This window comes from Psychromonas sp. SR45-3 (assembly GCF_014163575.1).
GTDB lineage: Bacteria > Pseudomonadota > Gammaproteobacteria > Enterobacterales > Psychromonadaceae > Psychromonas > Psychromonas arctica.
This window is the reverse complement of sequence record NZ_JACJDP010000019.1, coordinates 22,008-39,049: the sequence shown is the minus strand read 5'-3', so window position 1 is coordinate 39,049 and position 17,042 is coordinate 22,008. Positions and strand designations below refer to the sequence as shown.

Below are 17,042 nucleotides of genomic sequence, written 5' to 3'. Positions count from 1 at the left end.
TTAAGTATAAATTGAGGGTGAGCAACTACGATTCAATAACTACGATTTCAATAACAACAGTTCAATAACGACAGTTCAATAACGACAGTTCAATAACCACAGCTTCAATAAAAGCATTGTAACTGTTTTTAGTTTTAATCAATCCAGATAAAAGAAGCAAGGCGACCAGTTCTGCCATCTCGGCGATACGAGTAAAATAACTCCGCATCGTTAAAGGTACACAAATCACTTTCTGTAATAGTAATACCTGTAAATTTCGTTAAACGTAACTTGGCTAGCAGGTGCAGATTAGCTAACCATTTATCGTTAAACGCAACAAAAGCTTCACTTGCTTGTGCATCCTGTTGAACAAACTGCGCTCGAACTTCATCACCAACTTCAAAGGCAGTAGGCCCAATACAGGGACCTAACCATACTAAAAGTTGATCTGTTTTGACTGATAACGTATCACAAATATGTTCAATACTGTTTTCAATAATACCATCACATAATCCACGCCATCCTGCATGGATAGCCGCAACAAAACTGCCCTGCTTATCTGTCACTAGCACAGGTAAACAATCCGCAGTCATCACCACACAAGTTCTTTCGTTATTATTCGTCCAACTTGCATCGGCATTAACTGCTTGCGCTGTCGATGCAGATAATTTTATTAGATCATGACTATGAGTTTGATTTAACCAACAAAAATCAGGAGCATGTAGTTGTTCATTAGCGAGTAAATATTCTGTGAGTAACGCACGATTTTTTAACACATGTAGTTCAAGATCCGCAACGTGTGTCGCCAGATTCAAACCTAAAAATTCACCTTCACTAATCCCACCTAAGCGAGTAGTTGAGTAAGCATGAATATGGGCAGGGGCTGCCCAATTAGGTTTGATTAACTGCATCTAAGTGAACTATAAATCTAATTCGTTTTCATGTGAGATAGTATCTGCACGTAACGCAGCCGCTAACAGTTTAAAATCTTCAGGTGGTTCAGCGTGCCATTCCATCTCTTCACCTGTAATTGGATGTTCAAGACGTAACATAGTCGCATGTAGCGCTTGGCGTCTAAAACCACGTAATGCTTCACTTAACTTTTCAGAAGCTCCTTTAGGTGGGCGAGGACGACCACCATAGACAGGGTCGCCCGCCAATACATGGCCGATAGACATCATATGCACACGAATTTGATGAGTACGCCCAGTTTCTAAACGTAAACGTAAACGTGTATGTGCGCGATACTTTTCAGCAATACGATAATGTGTGATCGCATCTTTACCTGCCGTATGATTAACGGCCATTTTAGTACGGTGTACTTTATCACGGCCAATAGGTGCATCCACTTTACCACCAGCGGTAAAACATCCCGAGGCAATCGCATCATATTCACGCGTCATCTGGCGTGCTTGCAAGCTCATCACTAAGTGAGTTTGTGCAGGAACAGTTTTTGCTACTACCATCAATCCTGATGTTTCTTTATCTAATCGATGTACTATACCAGCACGGGGTACTTCAGCAATACTTGGGTAATGGTATAACAATGCATTTAATAATGTGCCACTGGCATTACCTGCACCAGGGTGAACAACTAACCCAGCCGGTTTATTGATCACTAAAATATCTTCGTCTTCATAAACAATATCAATTTCAATTTTTTGTGCAACAAAGGTCACTTCATCTTTTAATACTGCGTTCACTTCTAACATCTGACCCGTAAATACTTTTTCACGTGGGGTAGAAGAGACTTTGCCATCAATTTGTACCAGGCCCGCTAATATCCATTCTTTTATACGAGAACGCGAATAATCTGGGAACAAAGCGGCAACTGCTTGGTCTAATCGAAATCCTAACTGTTCATCTGTTACTTCTGCAGATAGGTTTAATGCTTGGCTCATAATGCTCTCTTCTTGTAATTTTGTGCTGTTGTAATTGATTTTTTAAAAAGTATTTTGTCAGACAGACTTATCTTGTCACATTTTATCTTTTTTTACTTTTATTTCTTTCGGCGATAGCCGATACTGTACTTTTTAATATTGGCCGACATTATAACACTTATGAATAAGATCCTTAGACTAATAACGACCAGTTTTTTCATTGCCATTTTTATTACTGGCTGTTCATCGAAAAAAAGCAATAAACCAAAGATTGCTGACAAACCTCCTGTCATTTTATATCAAGAGGCTTCTGTCGCACTAGAAACAGCGAACTTTGAAAAAGCCACTGATATTTTAGAAGCGCTAGATAGCCGCTACCCTTTTGGACCTCATTCAGAACAGGTGCAATTAGACCTTATCTACGCTTATTATAAACGTAATGAAATGGCACTTGCATTAGCTAATATTGATAAGTTCATTCGTTTAAATCCAACTCATAAAGATTTAGATTATCTGTATTATATGCGTGGACTAACTAACTTATCTTCTGACGATCACTTTTTCCAAAATCTATTTGGTGTGGACCGCTTTAATCGTGACCAAAGTTACGCACAACGTGCTTTTAAAGACTTTAACCACATTCTAAAGTATTACCCGAATAGTCAATACGCAAAAGATGCTCGACAACGTATGGTATTTATCAAAGATAGAGTCGCGCGCTATGAAATATCAATTGCGGAATGGTATATCAAACGTGAAGCTTATATAGCAGCTATCAACCGTGGCAAAACTGTTCTCAATAATTACCCTGATACAGAGTCTGTCAAAGATGCCCTAGAGATCATGATAATTGCCTACAGGGAGCTAGGATTAGTAGAGCCAGAAAAAAATGCATTAGCAGTCTTAAAACTAAATTATCCAAATAGCCGAGTGGTAAAACGCACAGAAAGCTGGACTCTATTTGACTGGTAATACTATTTGTAAATAATCAGAATCATATAAAGCTATTTACAGGGCACAAACAATAAAAAAGGAGAACTTAGTTCTCCTTTTTTATTGTTTGTGATTTAACAGCAATCAGTTTAGAGCTGATTACTTAAACACTGCTTAAACTGCTTCGCCGTCTTCTTCACCGGTACGAATACGAATAACACGCTCTACAGGGGTAACAAAAATCTTGCCATCACCAATTTTACCCGTTTGAGCCGTGCTCATGATCGCTTCAATACAACGCTCAACATCTTCTTTTCTAACTACTAATTCAATTTTAACTTTTGGTAAAAAGTCCACCATGTACTCAGCACCACGGTATAATTCAGTATGCCCTTTTTGACGACCAAAACCTTTTACTTCTGATACTGTCATACCTGTCACATCAATTTCTGCAAGTGCTTCACGTACATCATCCATTTTGAATGGTTTAATAATTGCTTCTATTTTTTTCATAATAAACTCTTAATGTTGATTTCAAAGTACAATGGATGAAAGTAGTGTATTTGACTTATTAATATTCACGTTAATAATCAAACCAACCGCTAAAGCTACAGTCATCATGATATGGCTGACTTACTTTCATTTCCACCAATAATCTACAGGCTAATATCATTATTGATATTACACTATTTACAAATCAATAAAAAACAAACTTTTACCGTGAATATAACTTGCTTCACTGTATTTGAAATTAACTACCTAATGGTAAAGCTTATCTCCTATGATAAGCATCTCCCAAGATTAAACATGCCATCAAAATACTTTTAACCTAAATCCTACTTTAGCTAGGCTTTTCTCAGCTAAAGCATAACCATTAAAGTTAGTATAAATGTCTCCAACTTAAGCGACCTGTTGCAATTGCTGTATCGTCAAAACAGATAACTTTGCCTGTGCTTAATGTAATACAGGTTTTTAAAGCAACCTCATCAGAACCCAGCACTTCAGTAGTTGTCCCATCTTCATTTTCAATAATGACTATATTAGGCGACACTACTGATGTCATCCCATTACTGACCCCATCTAAAAACTGGTTAGAGCTATCATCCGGAATCGATTCATCTTCTGCCGTTAAAGGATCATCAATCTTAGTCGTTCCTAAATTCCAAGTTTGCCCTGTATATAAGTTTAGCTCCATGTACCAACCTGTCCCTCCAGCTGAACACACATCGGGATTCGGCATTAATGTAGTAAAACTCACTTTGTTAGCAAAAACTAAGCTATTTCCAATTAATCTTTCGCCATAGTTATTAGTATTAGCAAAACCTGATTCATCTTCCTCAGTATTGATAAAATCCAAGTAAAAACCATTAACATTACTCCAATCAACGGGGTTACTTGATAATATTCGATTCGTACTCGTTTCTTTTATAATTGTTTGATTTTGTAATGTGCTAAATGCACCCGATGACCTCACTGCAGTAACCACTGAAGTATCTAATGGGTCAGCAATAGCATAAAAACTTTGTGTTGCTTGGTTTTCAATCTCCGTATCACCTTTTTCAATATACTTACCCGTGCCAAATGCAACTATCACACCGCTACCACTTGGGTGCCTAGCAACAGAGGGACGTGTTGTAATAGGTTGAGGCAGATACTCTACACCACTTAGAGTTGGGCTAAGCGCCGTAAACAACGGACTATTATTATCTTTTTTATTGCCCCACTCGTTAGTGCTATTTCCACTAATATCAAACACCCACATATTGCCAAATAGATCCCCCGCATAGATATAATCAGCGATACTATCTCCATTATTATCAATGATAGCGGGTTGAGCTAATGCGTTATGTCTACCAGCCCCCGTTGGATCGGTTTGACTACCCACACTGAGTTTTTTGATTAAAGCCCCCGTACTCAAATTGGCAATATAGATAGCCCCTTCTGGATCCGTTGAGTTGAAGCCATTCTCAAAAATAACGCCTGTTTCCCCGTTATGAAGTTTCACAATAGTGGGAGAAGCGATGCTCTTACCGATCCCTGCAAACCCAGTAGAATCGGTAGTGATTTCCCACTTCATCATACTGCCATTAGACGACTTAACTTTAGATACATCCATTGCATATAGGCCTTTAGCCCCAAGACCTAGTCTGCCTACTACTGTCGTACGTCCCACTTCTTTTGTTTCGCCATCAATCGTAAGATCAATCTTATCGGAGTCATCTGAATAAGCAGTAATACCACCATCTGTAGAATATTCATGGATGTAGCTAGTGTGTACTACATTACCTAGAGCACTATAAACACCACTTGGTATATACGCCACAAGCTCTTCACCACTCTCAGCATCAACAACATGTACCATGCCATCATTAGCACCATAAACTAAAACTTCATCTTCAACCTCATGTCCTTTACCGATAGAAACATTATAAGGGGCGGAATAGATGATATCTCCTAGTCTGCTATTACGCTCTCTAAACTCATAAGTAGTGTCTTCTGCTTCATGTGTTCTATCACCACGAATATAATTAATAACGGCTTGTAATTGTTGACCCGCTGCATCATCATCTGTTTCGTTTTCAGTTTCAGTTACGTTGTCATTGCCATTGTTACCATTGTTACCATTATTACCATTATTACCTTGTTCTGTATCCTCTTGTTCAGTATTTCCCGTACTATTAAAGTTACTTAATAACAGACTCACTTGGTCCGAAGTAAAGGCAATATTTGTTTGCGAATCAGTATCAGGGGCTATAAATTCAAATACCGTCCCTTGCGATCCAGCAGTAGCGTCGTCACGGCGAGAGAATATTTTACGAGTACTAATATCCATTGCATCTAACTGATCAGCAGCACTCCATGAAGCAGTTGACGGATACTCTCCACTGGTGTTTGCAATATAAGCTTCAACATCACCGCTCCAAGCAGCTTCTTCAAAGGAAGTTTGATACACCAAACTACCTACCCTTAAAAAGTTAGACGAAAAAACAGGAGAGGTACTAGCCACGTTGCCGTCATAGGCTAAATCAAAGGCAGCAGCTAATTGATACTGTAATTGGCCAGCATTGGTAACAGGAAAATAGTTATCAGGGTCACCATTTTGATCCGCATCCCATTCGCTGACAAGGTCTGGTTTTTGGTTATGATTAATATCTGAAAACCCTCCCCACTTAGCCGCATACCAAAGAGGCGAAGGTAAAAAATCTGCTGCTTTTGTATTACTTGGAAAGAAAACCCGAGTAGCTTCTAATCCTAAATACTCATTGCTACCACTTTCTTTCCTACTCCTATAATCAGAGCTTTCAGGTGTATCTAGATAATATCTATAATTGTTATTATCATGATCTCTAACCTCTAAATACATACCATCATTTGTGGTTCCTGAAATAATATAACCGGCATGTTGAACAGTTCCCCCTGCCGCATAAGTAGAATCGAGTTTAATCTCAACACCTTCCCCAGATTCCATACATACTTTATTATCATCATATATTTTGCAAAGATCACTTTTAACTTCATATGTATATTTAACAATCATATCCATATCGTGATCAGCACCTTGTTCTACATCTTCATAATTGATTCGAAAAATGCCTTTAGTATCTGAAATTGATTCGATATACCAATCCACAATAGTGTTAGTTGGTTGGAATTTACTTTCACTTGGAGAGTCTCCTCCATTTACCGATTTAGCAAACGGAATAATCTTTACAACTCGATCAGCTACATTTACATTAATCTCAGGCAGCGTAGACGCTAATGCAACCACCATAGTCGTCACATTTTGTTTTTCATCTTTACCCAGATGTATATCATTATTATGTCCATAATAAGCCACCGCAGATGAGCTATAACTACCTTTTTTTGTTGGCTCAGCAGGTGCAAGCCCTCTCACAGAACCAAGACCTGTTATTTCTTTAGCCGTCGGAGCTCCATTACTATCAACGCCTGATTGACCAATAAAGAATTGTCCTGAGGTTTTATTTTCATTAGTAGAAATTATTGAAAGTAATTCACTGATACTAAAGTTGGGTAAGGTTGTTCCTATATAAACTTCATCTTTATTAACACTTTTTATAAATTCACTATAAACGCCTGGTAATTGGTCTGAATCGTAGGAAGGATTTATATCGCTGATTAAAAGCACATTAGGATCGGCACACGTACCACGGTTAGCATACGGATCATCCCAAGCAGGTGCGGTTAAACCGATATCCTCATCGTAACTTCCAGAGGTCTCATAACTTGGACTTGCAGTTCCAACGCCAGAATAATAACGCATCGCTTCATAAAGCATCTCTCCCGTAGGATTCCCCCAAGAAGCACATTTTCCATCGGATATTGGACCATTAGTTATCCACCCACAACTCTGGTTATAAGACTTATCTCCATAATTGAAACCATGAACTCTTAACTTATTAATAGTTGCTACTATCCCATCAGAGAGTGATGTAAATTGCCCTGTATTTACATTCACTTCCGTGGAAAATTGCCCAATTGCTTTTCTAAGTACACCACCTGATAAATTTTTATTATAACTGCCAGTTAATAAACCAAACAACATTTGGTTTTTCTCACCATAGTCATGTAATAGCCCAGTCGGTTTAAAGTTACCATTTGGGTTACCTTCTGGATAAACCCTGCAATTATTTCCATCTGTAAAGCCACTTTTACAAACTTCAACCCTCACCACGTAATTTTGAGCGCTAGATTGTGTCCCACCATTTGTACGGAGAACAGGGCGCTCTGTGGATGCCCAATTCCAAATACCAGGATCTTCACCTCCATAGCTTGCATTTTCACGCACCCTTAAAATAGGATCTGAACCTAAACCAGTATAAGTCACAGAACCAAAAAAGTGCTGCTTACCTGAATTTGGCACTGACAATGGTGCATAATCAGCAATATCATAACCATCGACAGCTATTGAGGTATAGGCTTTACCCCAACTGTGCGCATCTTGTGGAATAAATACACGTTCTAGTATGGTTTTATCTACGTCATCAGTACTACGCGTTCCACCAAAAAGCACTTTTTTCAGCACATCCATTCGCGTCATGGTTAGGTAATTAAGAAAGTTACCACTCCACTCTTTAGACTCTGTACAGGTAGCTGCAACCCTTTGCGGGACAAAGATATCAGACACAGGTTTATAACAATACCTAGAATCAAAATACCCTTCATAGGCATAATCAGGCATAAACTTAATATCGATAATACCATCACCATTTAAATCAGATGCATCATTATAGGCTTCATAATAAAGTGTATGGTCTCGTCCCATCACGAGCATCATCATTGGTGATTCTGTAGTGCCCGTATAAAGCGGTTTAGTCGCTAAATCTAAATCAGCTGCGTTTACTGAGGCTGGCATCACTAGCAGTGTTGATGACAATAGCAATGTTGATGACAATAACCGGGTTGAAGACAACAACTGCATTGCCGGTTGTATATTTCCGTTTAATAATTTTTTCATCATAATGTCCTTATTCATTACCAACATCCACTTGTACTTGCCGTTGTACTGCCCGTTTGTGTGATTTTTAATGTGCCACAGGCATCATTAGCCTGTGTACTTTTAGGTATTGCAGATAATGTAAATGTAGTGCTACTCGACGATGCGCTTAAATTATAGTATTGGCTAAAATCATCGGAAGTGGTAAATGAGGTGATAGCAGCACCAGATACTACGCTAGTGTAATTAAAATTCATTGCGTAAGCGCTTTCCATCATTTGTGAAGCTTCTAGTAATGTGCGTACCGCCTCTTGGCGCCGAGTTTTCTGCATAACACTGGTATAGCTAGGGTAAGCAATAGACGCCAGAATACCCACAATCGCCATTACCACCATCAACTCAACTAAAGTAAAGCCTGCACTTGGCTTTGTATTGTCTTTTATCATTATTGATTACTCCAGTATTGCGTAATAGCTTTGTAGATAAGCCACTGCTTGCCCTTTACCCTGCGCTTTTGCAGTTACACGGTAAAAGCGTCGTTGAATTGCATTTGTACCTAACATTAGACTTTCATCGAGACCATCATCCTGAAGAAGATAAACAGGGGAACCTTCTAGACCATTATTGACTGTTTTTTTATTTTGCCAATTACTCTCAAGATGCCACCAATTATCAGCACTCGTAGTAACAGGGTCTCCTTTTAGATTCTCAGGTTCTAGATAGTTAAACAGAATAAATTTATGCGCTTCCGATAATGCAGACTCTGCATTATTAACACTGGATACATGATCGTAGTTAACAGAGCTTACTCTTCTTAAGGCAATCACTTGCTGACTAACGGCCACTCCCAATATAGATATGACTAACACCATCAATAACGACGTAATTAACGCGGCGCCATACTGACTTTTTTTCGATATACAATTCATGTTAATTACCTTTATTTCTAATAAGCACAGTTTCCATCACCACAGTTCGGTAATTGGTATCATTGGCGGCACTGATCGTTTGATTAAAAAGCTTATAAGAATTGCTATTAATTAAGCCATGAGCAGACACATTTTGTGATAAAAGTAAGCCAATTTTAATGCGATCAATATCATTCCAATCGGTCATTGCTGCAGCACTAAAATAACGCGTGTTGTTATCTGTTGTGCCATACAACAACTCTAAGAACTCTACATCTTCATCTAATACCAGAGCGGCATCATCGTTATCCTTACACACTAATTGATTACTAGCATTTACATAGAGGGTGATCTCGTGAAGAATACTGTTACCAACATCATTGCCATTACAGGAAATAACGCCACTTTGTGCAGATCCTAAAAAACGTAACACTAAAATATCAGACCCTGCCTTTTCATCGGTAAGCACAGTTGAAGCGGTCATTCCTTGTATCGTTTGCCCTGAAATCCAATTCACACCAGCAGAAGAAAGTCCGACGCCAAACGGTGAGCTATTTCGTAGTGTAGCGATATCTCTAAATCCAGCTTGTTGGATATAAAGGCGCATGGTTTGCACTGCCATTCTACTTTTTGCGGTTAACGCTTGGGTACTACGCACAGATTCATAAGCACGCATATCGCCCATCACCGAATAAAAAAGCCCAGCAACAATCAGTAATGAAATGACCATAGCAATCATCAGTTCAATTAAGCTAAAACCTTGATTATATTTTCTTAAGGGATCCATATACTTAGGCTCCCACATTGGTATGAATTAGGGTTTCCAGCGTCGCACACAGCGCTACTTGCACCTGTTTTAGCCGCATCCCAAATTAAAGTTAAGGTGTAAACACTACCATTATTAACAACAGAAAAACTGGGAGAAGGTAAGCTACCTCGTAGATGGTTAAACCATTCTGCTAATTCGGCCGTTGCAAACTCGCTGTCGGAGCAGGTCACTAAAGAACAATTTTTAGTGGCAACAATGACATTTCCAGAAAGATTATCTCTAATAAAACTAGGTGCAAGATCAGCGTTTGCTCTTAACCTTTGCGCTAAGTCTGTTAGTGCTATATTGGCCGTTTGTGTAAAACTAGCTCGTTGCGCCATATCCATTGATTTTGCCTGCATTTTAGCGTGACCAAGTACACCGACGGCAACAATAATGAGTGCAATCAAAACCTCAATCAGTGTGAAACCTTTATAACCACTCATGAGCAATTTCCCGTAGCATTAGCAAAGCTAACACGGCCCATTACACTGAGTTGAATTTGATACACTACTGAATTATCGAGATTACTGCAGATTTGAAATGTGTTCGCTGTTGCATGCCCCGTTGGAGCAAACCTAATTTGAGCAACATTACTTTTTATTGAGTTGGTCTTAGAAGTGAGATGGGTAACAATGATGTCGCCATTGCTTAGATCTAAAGTCGCACTTGAATCTTTATCTTCATAAACTAGCCAGTCACTTCCCCAATCGGTAACACTAGTACAAGTACTGCCGTCGGATGTTGGACATAGATAGACAAAAAAACCTTCGCTTTGTGCTTTTTCTGTGCCGCTATAAATCGAACTCACTAATGCATCACGTGTGGCACGTGTTTTACTTGATTCAATCAGACTAGCAAACGAAGGCACAACAATACTTAACAGAATCGCTGCGATTGCAATGGTTATAATGAGCTCAACTAAGGTAAAACCTTGGTCTTTTTTGTGGGTAGTAAAACGCGTCATAACACCCTTAGTATAAAAATAAATAGATGAACATAATGACCTCAATCAAGGTCATTATTTATACTAGTCTAAATACCTTAAAATACCTAAAAAGTGTTACAAATAATGCGATATTTTTTTAAATAAATGAAAACAAGTAAAAAATATTAATCGACTTGTTTAATACGTAGTTCTGCAGGTACTTCGAATACCGTGTTTTCTTCAACACCAGGATTCTCTATAACTACATTTCCACCTATTTTTTGTAACTTTCGAATCACTGCTTGTACTAGTACATCCGGAGCTGATGCCCCAGCTGTTACACCTACTGTTTGTATATTTTCAAACCATTCATCTTTGATATCGAATTCATCATCAATTAAGTATGATGTCACACCAACACTGGCTGCTTTTTCACGTAAGCGGTTGGAATTAGATGAATTAGTCGACCCAACAACTAGGACTAAATCTGTTTTATCGGCGAGATCTTTAACTGCATCCTGTCGGTTTTGAGTAGCATAACAAATATCATTTTTTCGTGGCCCTTCGATACTTGGGAATTTAACCCGCAATGCATCAATAACATGCGCGGTATCATCAACTGACAAGGTTGTTTGAGAGCTATAACACAAGCTAGCTGGATTTTTAACTTCCAGTAAAGCCACATCTTCAGGTGACTCGACAAGATAAATACCACCTTCCTCACTATCGTACTGCCCCATCGTACCGATCACTTCTGGGTGCCCTTGATGTCCAATCAAAATGCATTCTTGATTACGGCGACTGGCACGGGTGACTTCCATATGAACTTTGGTCACTAACGGACAAGTAGCATCAAATACTTTCAATTCACGTCGTTTTGCTTCTTCTCGTACACTTTGTGCAACACCATGCGCACTGAAAATAACGATATTATCGTCCGGCACTTCATCAAGTTCTTCAACAAATACCGCACCACGCGCTTTTAAGTCATCAACCACATATTGGTTATGCACCACTTCATGGCGCACATAAATAGGGGCAGGGAAAAGCTCTAATGCACGTTCAACAATATTGATCGCACGGTGTACACCAGCACAAAAACCACGAGGGTTAGCTAAAATAATTTTCATAAGGCTCTCAATATTTCAGATTATTTATAAAACTTCTAAGACGTCAACTTCAAACGTCACTGTTTGTCCTGCTAACGGGTGGTTAAAATCAACGGTCACACTATCCGCCACTATTTCACGAATAATCCCCGGAATTTCATTGCCGTCTGGCTGCGTGAAACTAATAATAGTCCCTATTTCTGCAGGTACATCGGCAGAGAATTTACTAAGTTCAATATAATGAAAGTTATCTGGATTAGGTAATCCAAAAGCAGACTCAGGCGCAAGCGTAAAACTCTGAGAATCCCCTTCGCTCAAACCTAACAGACATTCTTCAAAGCCCGGTGTTAAGCTACCGTCACCCATTACAAATTTAGCCGGCTTATTATCGACCTTAGTACTATCAACGGCAGAACCATCTGTAAGCTTAATTGAAAAATGCATTAAAACTTCGCTATCTGCAGTGATCACTTTGCCATTATTGACGGTTTCGTTGGCCATTTTTACTGTCATTGTTGTTATTCCTTATTTGTTCTCATTTGCTTGTTTTTCACTTTCTTCGCGTTTTTCAGCCCACAATAGTGCATCGATGATGATCATGGCGGCACCAATAAAAATAGCGATATCCGCCACATTAAAAGTAGGCCAACGATAAAAACCTAAATCAAAATCTAAAAAGTCGACCACATAGCCAAACATTAAACGGTCCATTACATTGCCTATCGCACCTGATAAAATAAGCGCATATGCACTATTCATCCAGCGGTGAGTTGCGCTGGTGGTTTTCATTGAATATAAAAGATAAGCAGAAACTACAAAAGCAATCGCCGTGAATAAGTACTTCTGCCACCCTCCCGCATCACCTAAAAAGCTAAAAGCCGCGCCATAGTTACGTGCATAGGTAAAATTAAAGAAGGATAAAACCTCATAGGATTCATACAAATCTAACATCTGTATCGTCAAATATTTAGTCACTTGATCAATAATTAAAACCACAACAGTTAACCATAAACAAGATAAACCAGAACGAACACTAACGTTAGAGGGTGTTGATTTCTGTGTCATTGATATTCCCAAATAATGGTGAAGACAAAGATTAAAAAAAACGCCTTAAATCATTTTCATAACCAAGGCGTTTAGTCAAAATGCATTTAGTATAAAAGCATTAATTTATGTTATTGCTCATTAAGCAAATTGGCGAGTTTCACCTTCACCGTCAACGTTGGTAATACAACGTCCACATAACTCAGGGTGTTTCTCATCTTGACCAACTTCTTCACGATGATGCCAACAACGATCACACTTAGCCGCAGCACTTTTTTGTACTTGTACCGATAAGCCTTTTAATTCAGTTGCAACGGCATCAGCAGGCGCATCCGCAAAAGGTTTAACGCTAGCTTGTGAAGTAATTAGTACAAAACGTAATTCGTCTTCTAGGGTATCCAGTAATGCACTGATTTCATCGGAAGCGTACAAAGTTACTTCAGCTTCTAATCCACCACCAATCACCGCTTCTTTACGAGCCAGCTCTAAGGCTTTATTCGCTTCAGCACGAATCGCAATCAGCTGAGTCCATTTATCATTACTGATCACTTCGCTATCAGATAAACCAAACAAACCTTCATACCAAGTTTCAGTAAATACAAATTCATTACGCTCGCCCGGTAAACGGCCCCAGATTTCATCTGCAGTGAAACTTAGAATTGGCGCAATCAAACGTACTAGAGACTCAACAATATGATACAGCGCAGTTTGACAGCTTAAATGAGCATTACTACCCGTTTTAGCGGTGTACTGACGATCTTTAATAATATCTAAGTAGAAACTACCTAAATCAATTGAACAGAAGTGCATTATTTTCTGATAAACAACATGTAGGTTGTAGTTATCGTAAGCTTCAATTACTTCATTTTGTAACGTTAAGGCTTTAGCAACAATCCAACGGTCCAATGCCACCATCTCTTCTGGCGCAACTAAATCAGTTTGTGGATCAAAACCATTTAAATTCGATAATAAGAAACGTGATGTATTACGAATACGACGGTAGCTATCTGCACTACGGTTTAAGATTTCATCAGAAACGGTAATTTCGCCAGTGTAATCCGTAGAAGCAACCCATAAACGCAAAATATCAGCGCCTAGATCATTCATCACGGTTTGTGGAGACATAACGTTGCCTAATGATTTAGACATTTTTTTACCATCGCCATCAACCACAAAACCATGTGTTAATACTTCTTTATATGGCGCTACGCCGTTGATTGCCGTGCTAGTTAACAATGAAGACTGGAACCAACCACGATGTTGATCAGAACCTTCTAAATACAAATCAGCCGTCGCTTGAGAACCATCTGCTTGCTTATATTCTTCGCGAACACCGACTACTGAAGCATGCGTAGTACCAGAGTCAAACCAAACATCTAGTGTATCGGTCACTTTACGGAACTGTTCAGCTTCAAAACCTAAAATAGATTCAGGCTCTAAATCGAACCAAGCTTGAATACCTTCTTTTTCGATTTTTTGTGCAATCAACTCCATCATTTCAATAGAGTTCTCATGCAATTCGTCGGTCTCTTTATTCACAAATAAAGTGATCGGTACACCCCAAGTACGTTGGCGTGATACACACCAGTCTGGACGACCTTCAATCATTTTTTCAATACGGTTTTGACCCCAGCTTGGGATCCATTTAACGTCTTTAATTTCTGATAATGCACTATCACGTAAGCCTTTTTGATCCATAGAGATAAACCATTGTGGCGTCGCTCTGAAGATAATAGGCGTTTTGTGTCTCCAGCAATGTGGGTAGCTGTGTTTAATATTCACGTGATGTAATAAAGCATTACGCTCATTTAATACTTCTAATACTTTGTCATTTGCTTTAAATACATGCAAACCTGCGAAGAATTCAGTGTCTTCACGGAAAACACCATTGTCACCAACAGGGTTAGCCACTTCTAATTCGTATTTTAAACCCGCAGAGTAATCGTCTTGACCGTGACCCGGTGCAGTATGAACACAACCTGTACCCGCATCAATAGTGACATGGTCAGCAACAATCGCTGGCACTTGTAATGCTAAGAAAGGATGTTGGAATAACTGTTTCTCTAGCTCGGCACCTTTAGTGATAGCTAACGTAGTAAAGTTTTCGATACCGTAACGAGTCATGCAGTCAGCCACTAAATCAGTCGCTAAGATTAAACGACGTTCACCGGCTTGTACTAATGAGTATTCAACTTTTGCAGCAAGTGAAATGGCACGGTTAGCAGGCAGTGTCCAAGGAGTTGTTGTCCAAATAACAGCAGAAATATCGCCATTACCAAAATCATCAGCTTGTTTTTCAAAACACGCTAAAACTGCATCAACATCAACGGCATTAAAGGCAACGTCGATTGCTGGTGATAATTTATCTTCGTACTCAACTTCCGCTTCTGCTAGCGCAGAGCCACAATCTGTACACCAATGAACAGGTTTTGAGCCTTTGTGTAAATGATCATTTTTAATGATACTAGCTAACGCACGAACAATATTTGCTTCTGTTTTAAAGTTCATGGTTAGGTATGGGTTATCCCACTCACCTAATACACCTAAACGTTTAAAGTCCTTACGTTGGCCGTCAACCTGACGAGCAGCATATTCACGACACTTAACACGAAATTCTGCAGCAGTTAGCTTTTTACCTGGCTTACCGTGTTTTTGTTCTACTTTGAGCTCAATAGGTAAACCATGACAATCCCAACCAGGAATGTAAGGCGCATCAAAATCAGATAACGTTTTAGATTTAACAATAATATCTTTCAGGATTTTATTAACCGAGTGACCGATATGAATATCGCCATTTGCATAAGGAGGTCCATCATGCAGAATGAATGTTTTTTTACCTTTTTTGGCCGCACGGATCTTGCCGTAAAGATCTTGTTTGTACCAATTTTTAAGCATATTTGGCTCACGATTCGCCAAGTTTGCTCGCATCGGGAAACCAGTTTTTGGTAAATTTAATGTACTTTTGTAATCACTCATCGGTTTTTATTCCATCTAACGATTTATTAATTAAGCAGATGCCATTCTCTAGCTTGCTGAATATCTTTATCTATTTGTATTTTTAATTCTGCGAATGAATCAAAGCGCACTTCATCACGCAATTTATGTTCAAGTAAAACTTCAAGCTGACGGCCATACAGGTCGCCTTGGAAATCAAATATATGTACTTCTAATTGTTGCCTTTCACCCTGTACAGTAGGACGACGCCCAATGTTAGCAACACCGCGATAAACTGTATCATCAATACCCAGTACAGATACCACAAAAACACCTGAAACAGGCGAAACTCGACGTTTTAAAAACAAATTAGCAGTCGGCACACCTATCGTACGACCTAACTTACGGCCATGTCCAACACGGCCTGTAATACTGTATTTTCGACCTAGCATTTGCTCGGCTTGTTGTAGGTTGCCTTTAGCCAATGCACTTCGAATACGTGTGCTGCTTACTCGGCCAACATCTTGTGACAAACTTTTAGTATCAACAACTTCAAAACCGTATTTCTTACCGGCTTCCTGTAATAGTGAAAAATCACCAAGACGTTGATAGCCAAAATGAAAATCATCACCGATCACTAAAAATTTTACGTTTAGCTTTTTAATTAATAACTGTTCAATAAAGTCATCGGCACTGAGGTTAGCAAATTCATGCGTAAAAGAAATACATAACAAGCGATCTAAGTGTAATTTATCAAGTTGTACAAATTTATCACGTAAGCGACTTAAGCGTGCAGGGGCATTTTTACCTGAAAAAAGCTCAGCAGGCTGTGGTTCAAAGGTCATCACCGTCGCGGGCACTTGCAAACGTTTGGCTTCTTCAAGCAAACGCGATAAAACCGCATTATGCCCAAGGTGAATTCCATCAAAGTTACCGATGCTTAGCACACAACCTTGTTGGTTCTGTTGTAGATTGTGAATTCCGCGTATTAATTCCATGATAATGTCTTAATTAACTGTTAATGCGAACATTGAAAATACAAAAGAGGCGATTATATATTAAGG

15 protein-coding genes are annotated in these 17,042 nt (G+C 39.1%); 1 reads left to right on the top strand and 14 read right to left on the bottom strand.

The genetic code is table 11. From position 1 onward, the window contains the following. Nucleotides 1-134 precede the first annotated feature (134 nt). Nucleotides 135-890, bottom strand: a complete 756-nt coding sequence (pgeF, locus tag H5084_RS11475) for a peptidoglycan editing factor PgeF (RefSeq protein ID WP_182690543.1) — start codon at nucleotides 888-890, stop codon at nucleotides 135-137. A 9-nt stretch (nucleotides 891-899) separates the two neighbouring features. Next, nucleotides 900-1,880, bottom strand: a complete 981-nt coding sequence (rluD, locus tag H5084_RS11470) for a 23S rRNA pseudouridine(1911/1915/1917) synthase RluD (protein ID WP_182690542.1) — start codon at nucleotides 1,878-1,880, stop codon at nucleotides 900-902. 159 nt (nucleotides 1,881-2,039) lie between these two features. Between rluD and H5084_RS11465 the strand changes: the two genes are divergently transcribed. Continuing rightward, nucleotides 2,040-2,831: an outer membrane protein assembly factor BamD gene (locus tag H5084_RS11465; RefSeq protein ID WP_182690541.1), complete on the top strand. Its 792-nt coding sequence runs from the start codon at nucleotides 2,040-2,042 to the stop codon at nucleotides 2,829-2,831. Between the two features lie 135 nt (nucleotides 2,832-2,966). On the opposite strand, the gene H5084_RS11460 is transcribed toward H5084_RS11465, so the two are convergent. The 12 genes from H5084_RS11460 to ribF form a co-directional block, all read right to left on the bottom strand. Beyond that, nucleotides 2,967-3,305, bottom strand: a complete 339-nt coding sequence (locus H5084_RS11460) for a P-II family nitrogen regulator (RefSeq protein ID WP_028867321.1) — start codon at nucleotides 3,303-3,305, stop codon at nucleotides 2,967-2,969. A gap of 367 nt (nucleotides 3,306-3,672) precedes the next feature. Then, entirely contained in the window at nucleotides 3,673-8,268 is a 4,596-nt protein-coding gene (locus tag H5084_RS11455; protein WP_182690540.1) for a pilus assembly protein, read from the bottom strand. Between the two features lie 17 nt (nucleotides 8,269-8,285). Then, nucleotides 8,286-8,693 (bottom strand): type IV pilin protein, encoded by a 408-nt coding sequence (locus tag H5084_RS11450; RefSeq protein WP_182690539.1) that lies wholly within the window; start codon nucleotides 8,691-8,693, stop codon nucleotides 8,286-8,288. A gap of 6 nt (nucleotides 8,694-8,699) precedes the next feature. Then, nucleotides 8,700-9,176, bottom strand: coding sequence for a hypothetical protein (locus H5084_RS11445; protein ID WP_182690538.1), 477 nt, complete (start codon nucleotides 9,174-9,176; stop codon nucleotides 8,700-8,702). A gap of 1 nt (nucleotide 9,177) precedes the next feature. Then, nucleotides 9,178-9,942, bottom strand: a complete 765-nt coding sequence (locus H5084_RS11440; protein ID WP_182690537.1) for a PilW family protein — start codon at nucleotides 9,940-9,942, stop codon at nucleotides 9,178-9,180. Beyond that, complete coding sequence (gene pilV / locus H5084_RS11435) at nucleotides 9,930-10,409, bottom strand: type IV pilus modification protein PilV (RefSeq protein WP_182690536.1); 480 nt, start codon at nucleotides 10,407-10,409, stop codon at nucleotides 9,930-9,932. The genes H5084_RS11440 and pilV overlap by 13 nt, the downstream gene beginning before the upstream one ends. Beyond that, on the bottom strand, nucleotides 10,406-10,930 hold the full coding sequence (locus tag H5084_RS11430; RefSeq protein ID WP_182690535.1) for a GspH/FimT family pseudopilin: 525 nt from the start codon (nucleotides 10,928-10,930) through the stop codon (nucleotides 10,406-10,408). The genes pilV and H5084_RS11430 overlap by 4 nt, the downstream gene beginning before the upstream one ends. A 146-nt stretch (nucleotides 10,931-11,076) precedes the next feature. Then, nucleotides 11,077-12,021, bottom strand: coding sequence for a 4-hydroxy-3-methylbut-2-enyl diphosphate reductase (gene ispH / locus H5084_RS11425; RefSeq protein ID WP_182690534.1), 945 nt, complete (start codon nucleotides 12,019-12,021; stop codon nucleotides 11,077-11,079). Between the two features lie 24 nt (nucleotides 12,022-12,045). Continuing rightward, nucleotides 12,046-12,513, bottom strand: a complete 468-nt coding sequence (gene fkpB / locus H5084_RS11420) for an FKBP-type peptidyl-prolyl cis-trans isomerase (protein ID WP_245600351.1) — start codon at nucleotides 12,511-12,513, stop codon at nucleotides 12,046-12,048. Between the two features lie 12 nt (nucleotides 12,514-12,525). Continuing rightward, nucleotides 12,526-13,065 (bottom strand): signal peptidase II, encoded by a 540-nt coding sequence (gene lspA / locus H5084_RS11415; RefSeq protein WP_182690533.1) that lies wholly within the window; start codon nucleotides 13,063-13,065, stop codon nucleotides 12,526-12,528. Between the two features lie 120 nt (nucleotides 13,066-13,185). Then, on the bottom strand, nucleotides 13,186-16,020 hold the full coding sequence (ileS, locus tag H5084_RS11410; RefSeq protein WP_182690532.1) for an isoleucine--tRNA ligase: 2,835 nt from the start codon (nucleotides 16,018-16,020) through the stop codon (nucleotides 13,186-13,188). 26 nt (nucleotides 16,021-16,046) lie between these two features. Further along, nucleotides 16,047-16,976, bottom strand: a complete 930-nt coding sequence (gene ribF, locus H5084_RS11405; protein WP_182690531.1) for a bifunctional riboflavin kinase/FAD synthetase — start codon at nucleotides 16,974-16,976, stop codon at nucleotides 16,047-16,049. Between the last annotated feature and the right edge of the window lie 66 nt (nucleotides 16,977-17,042).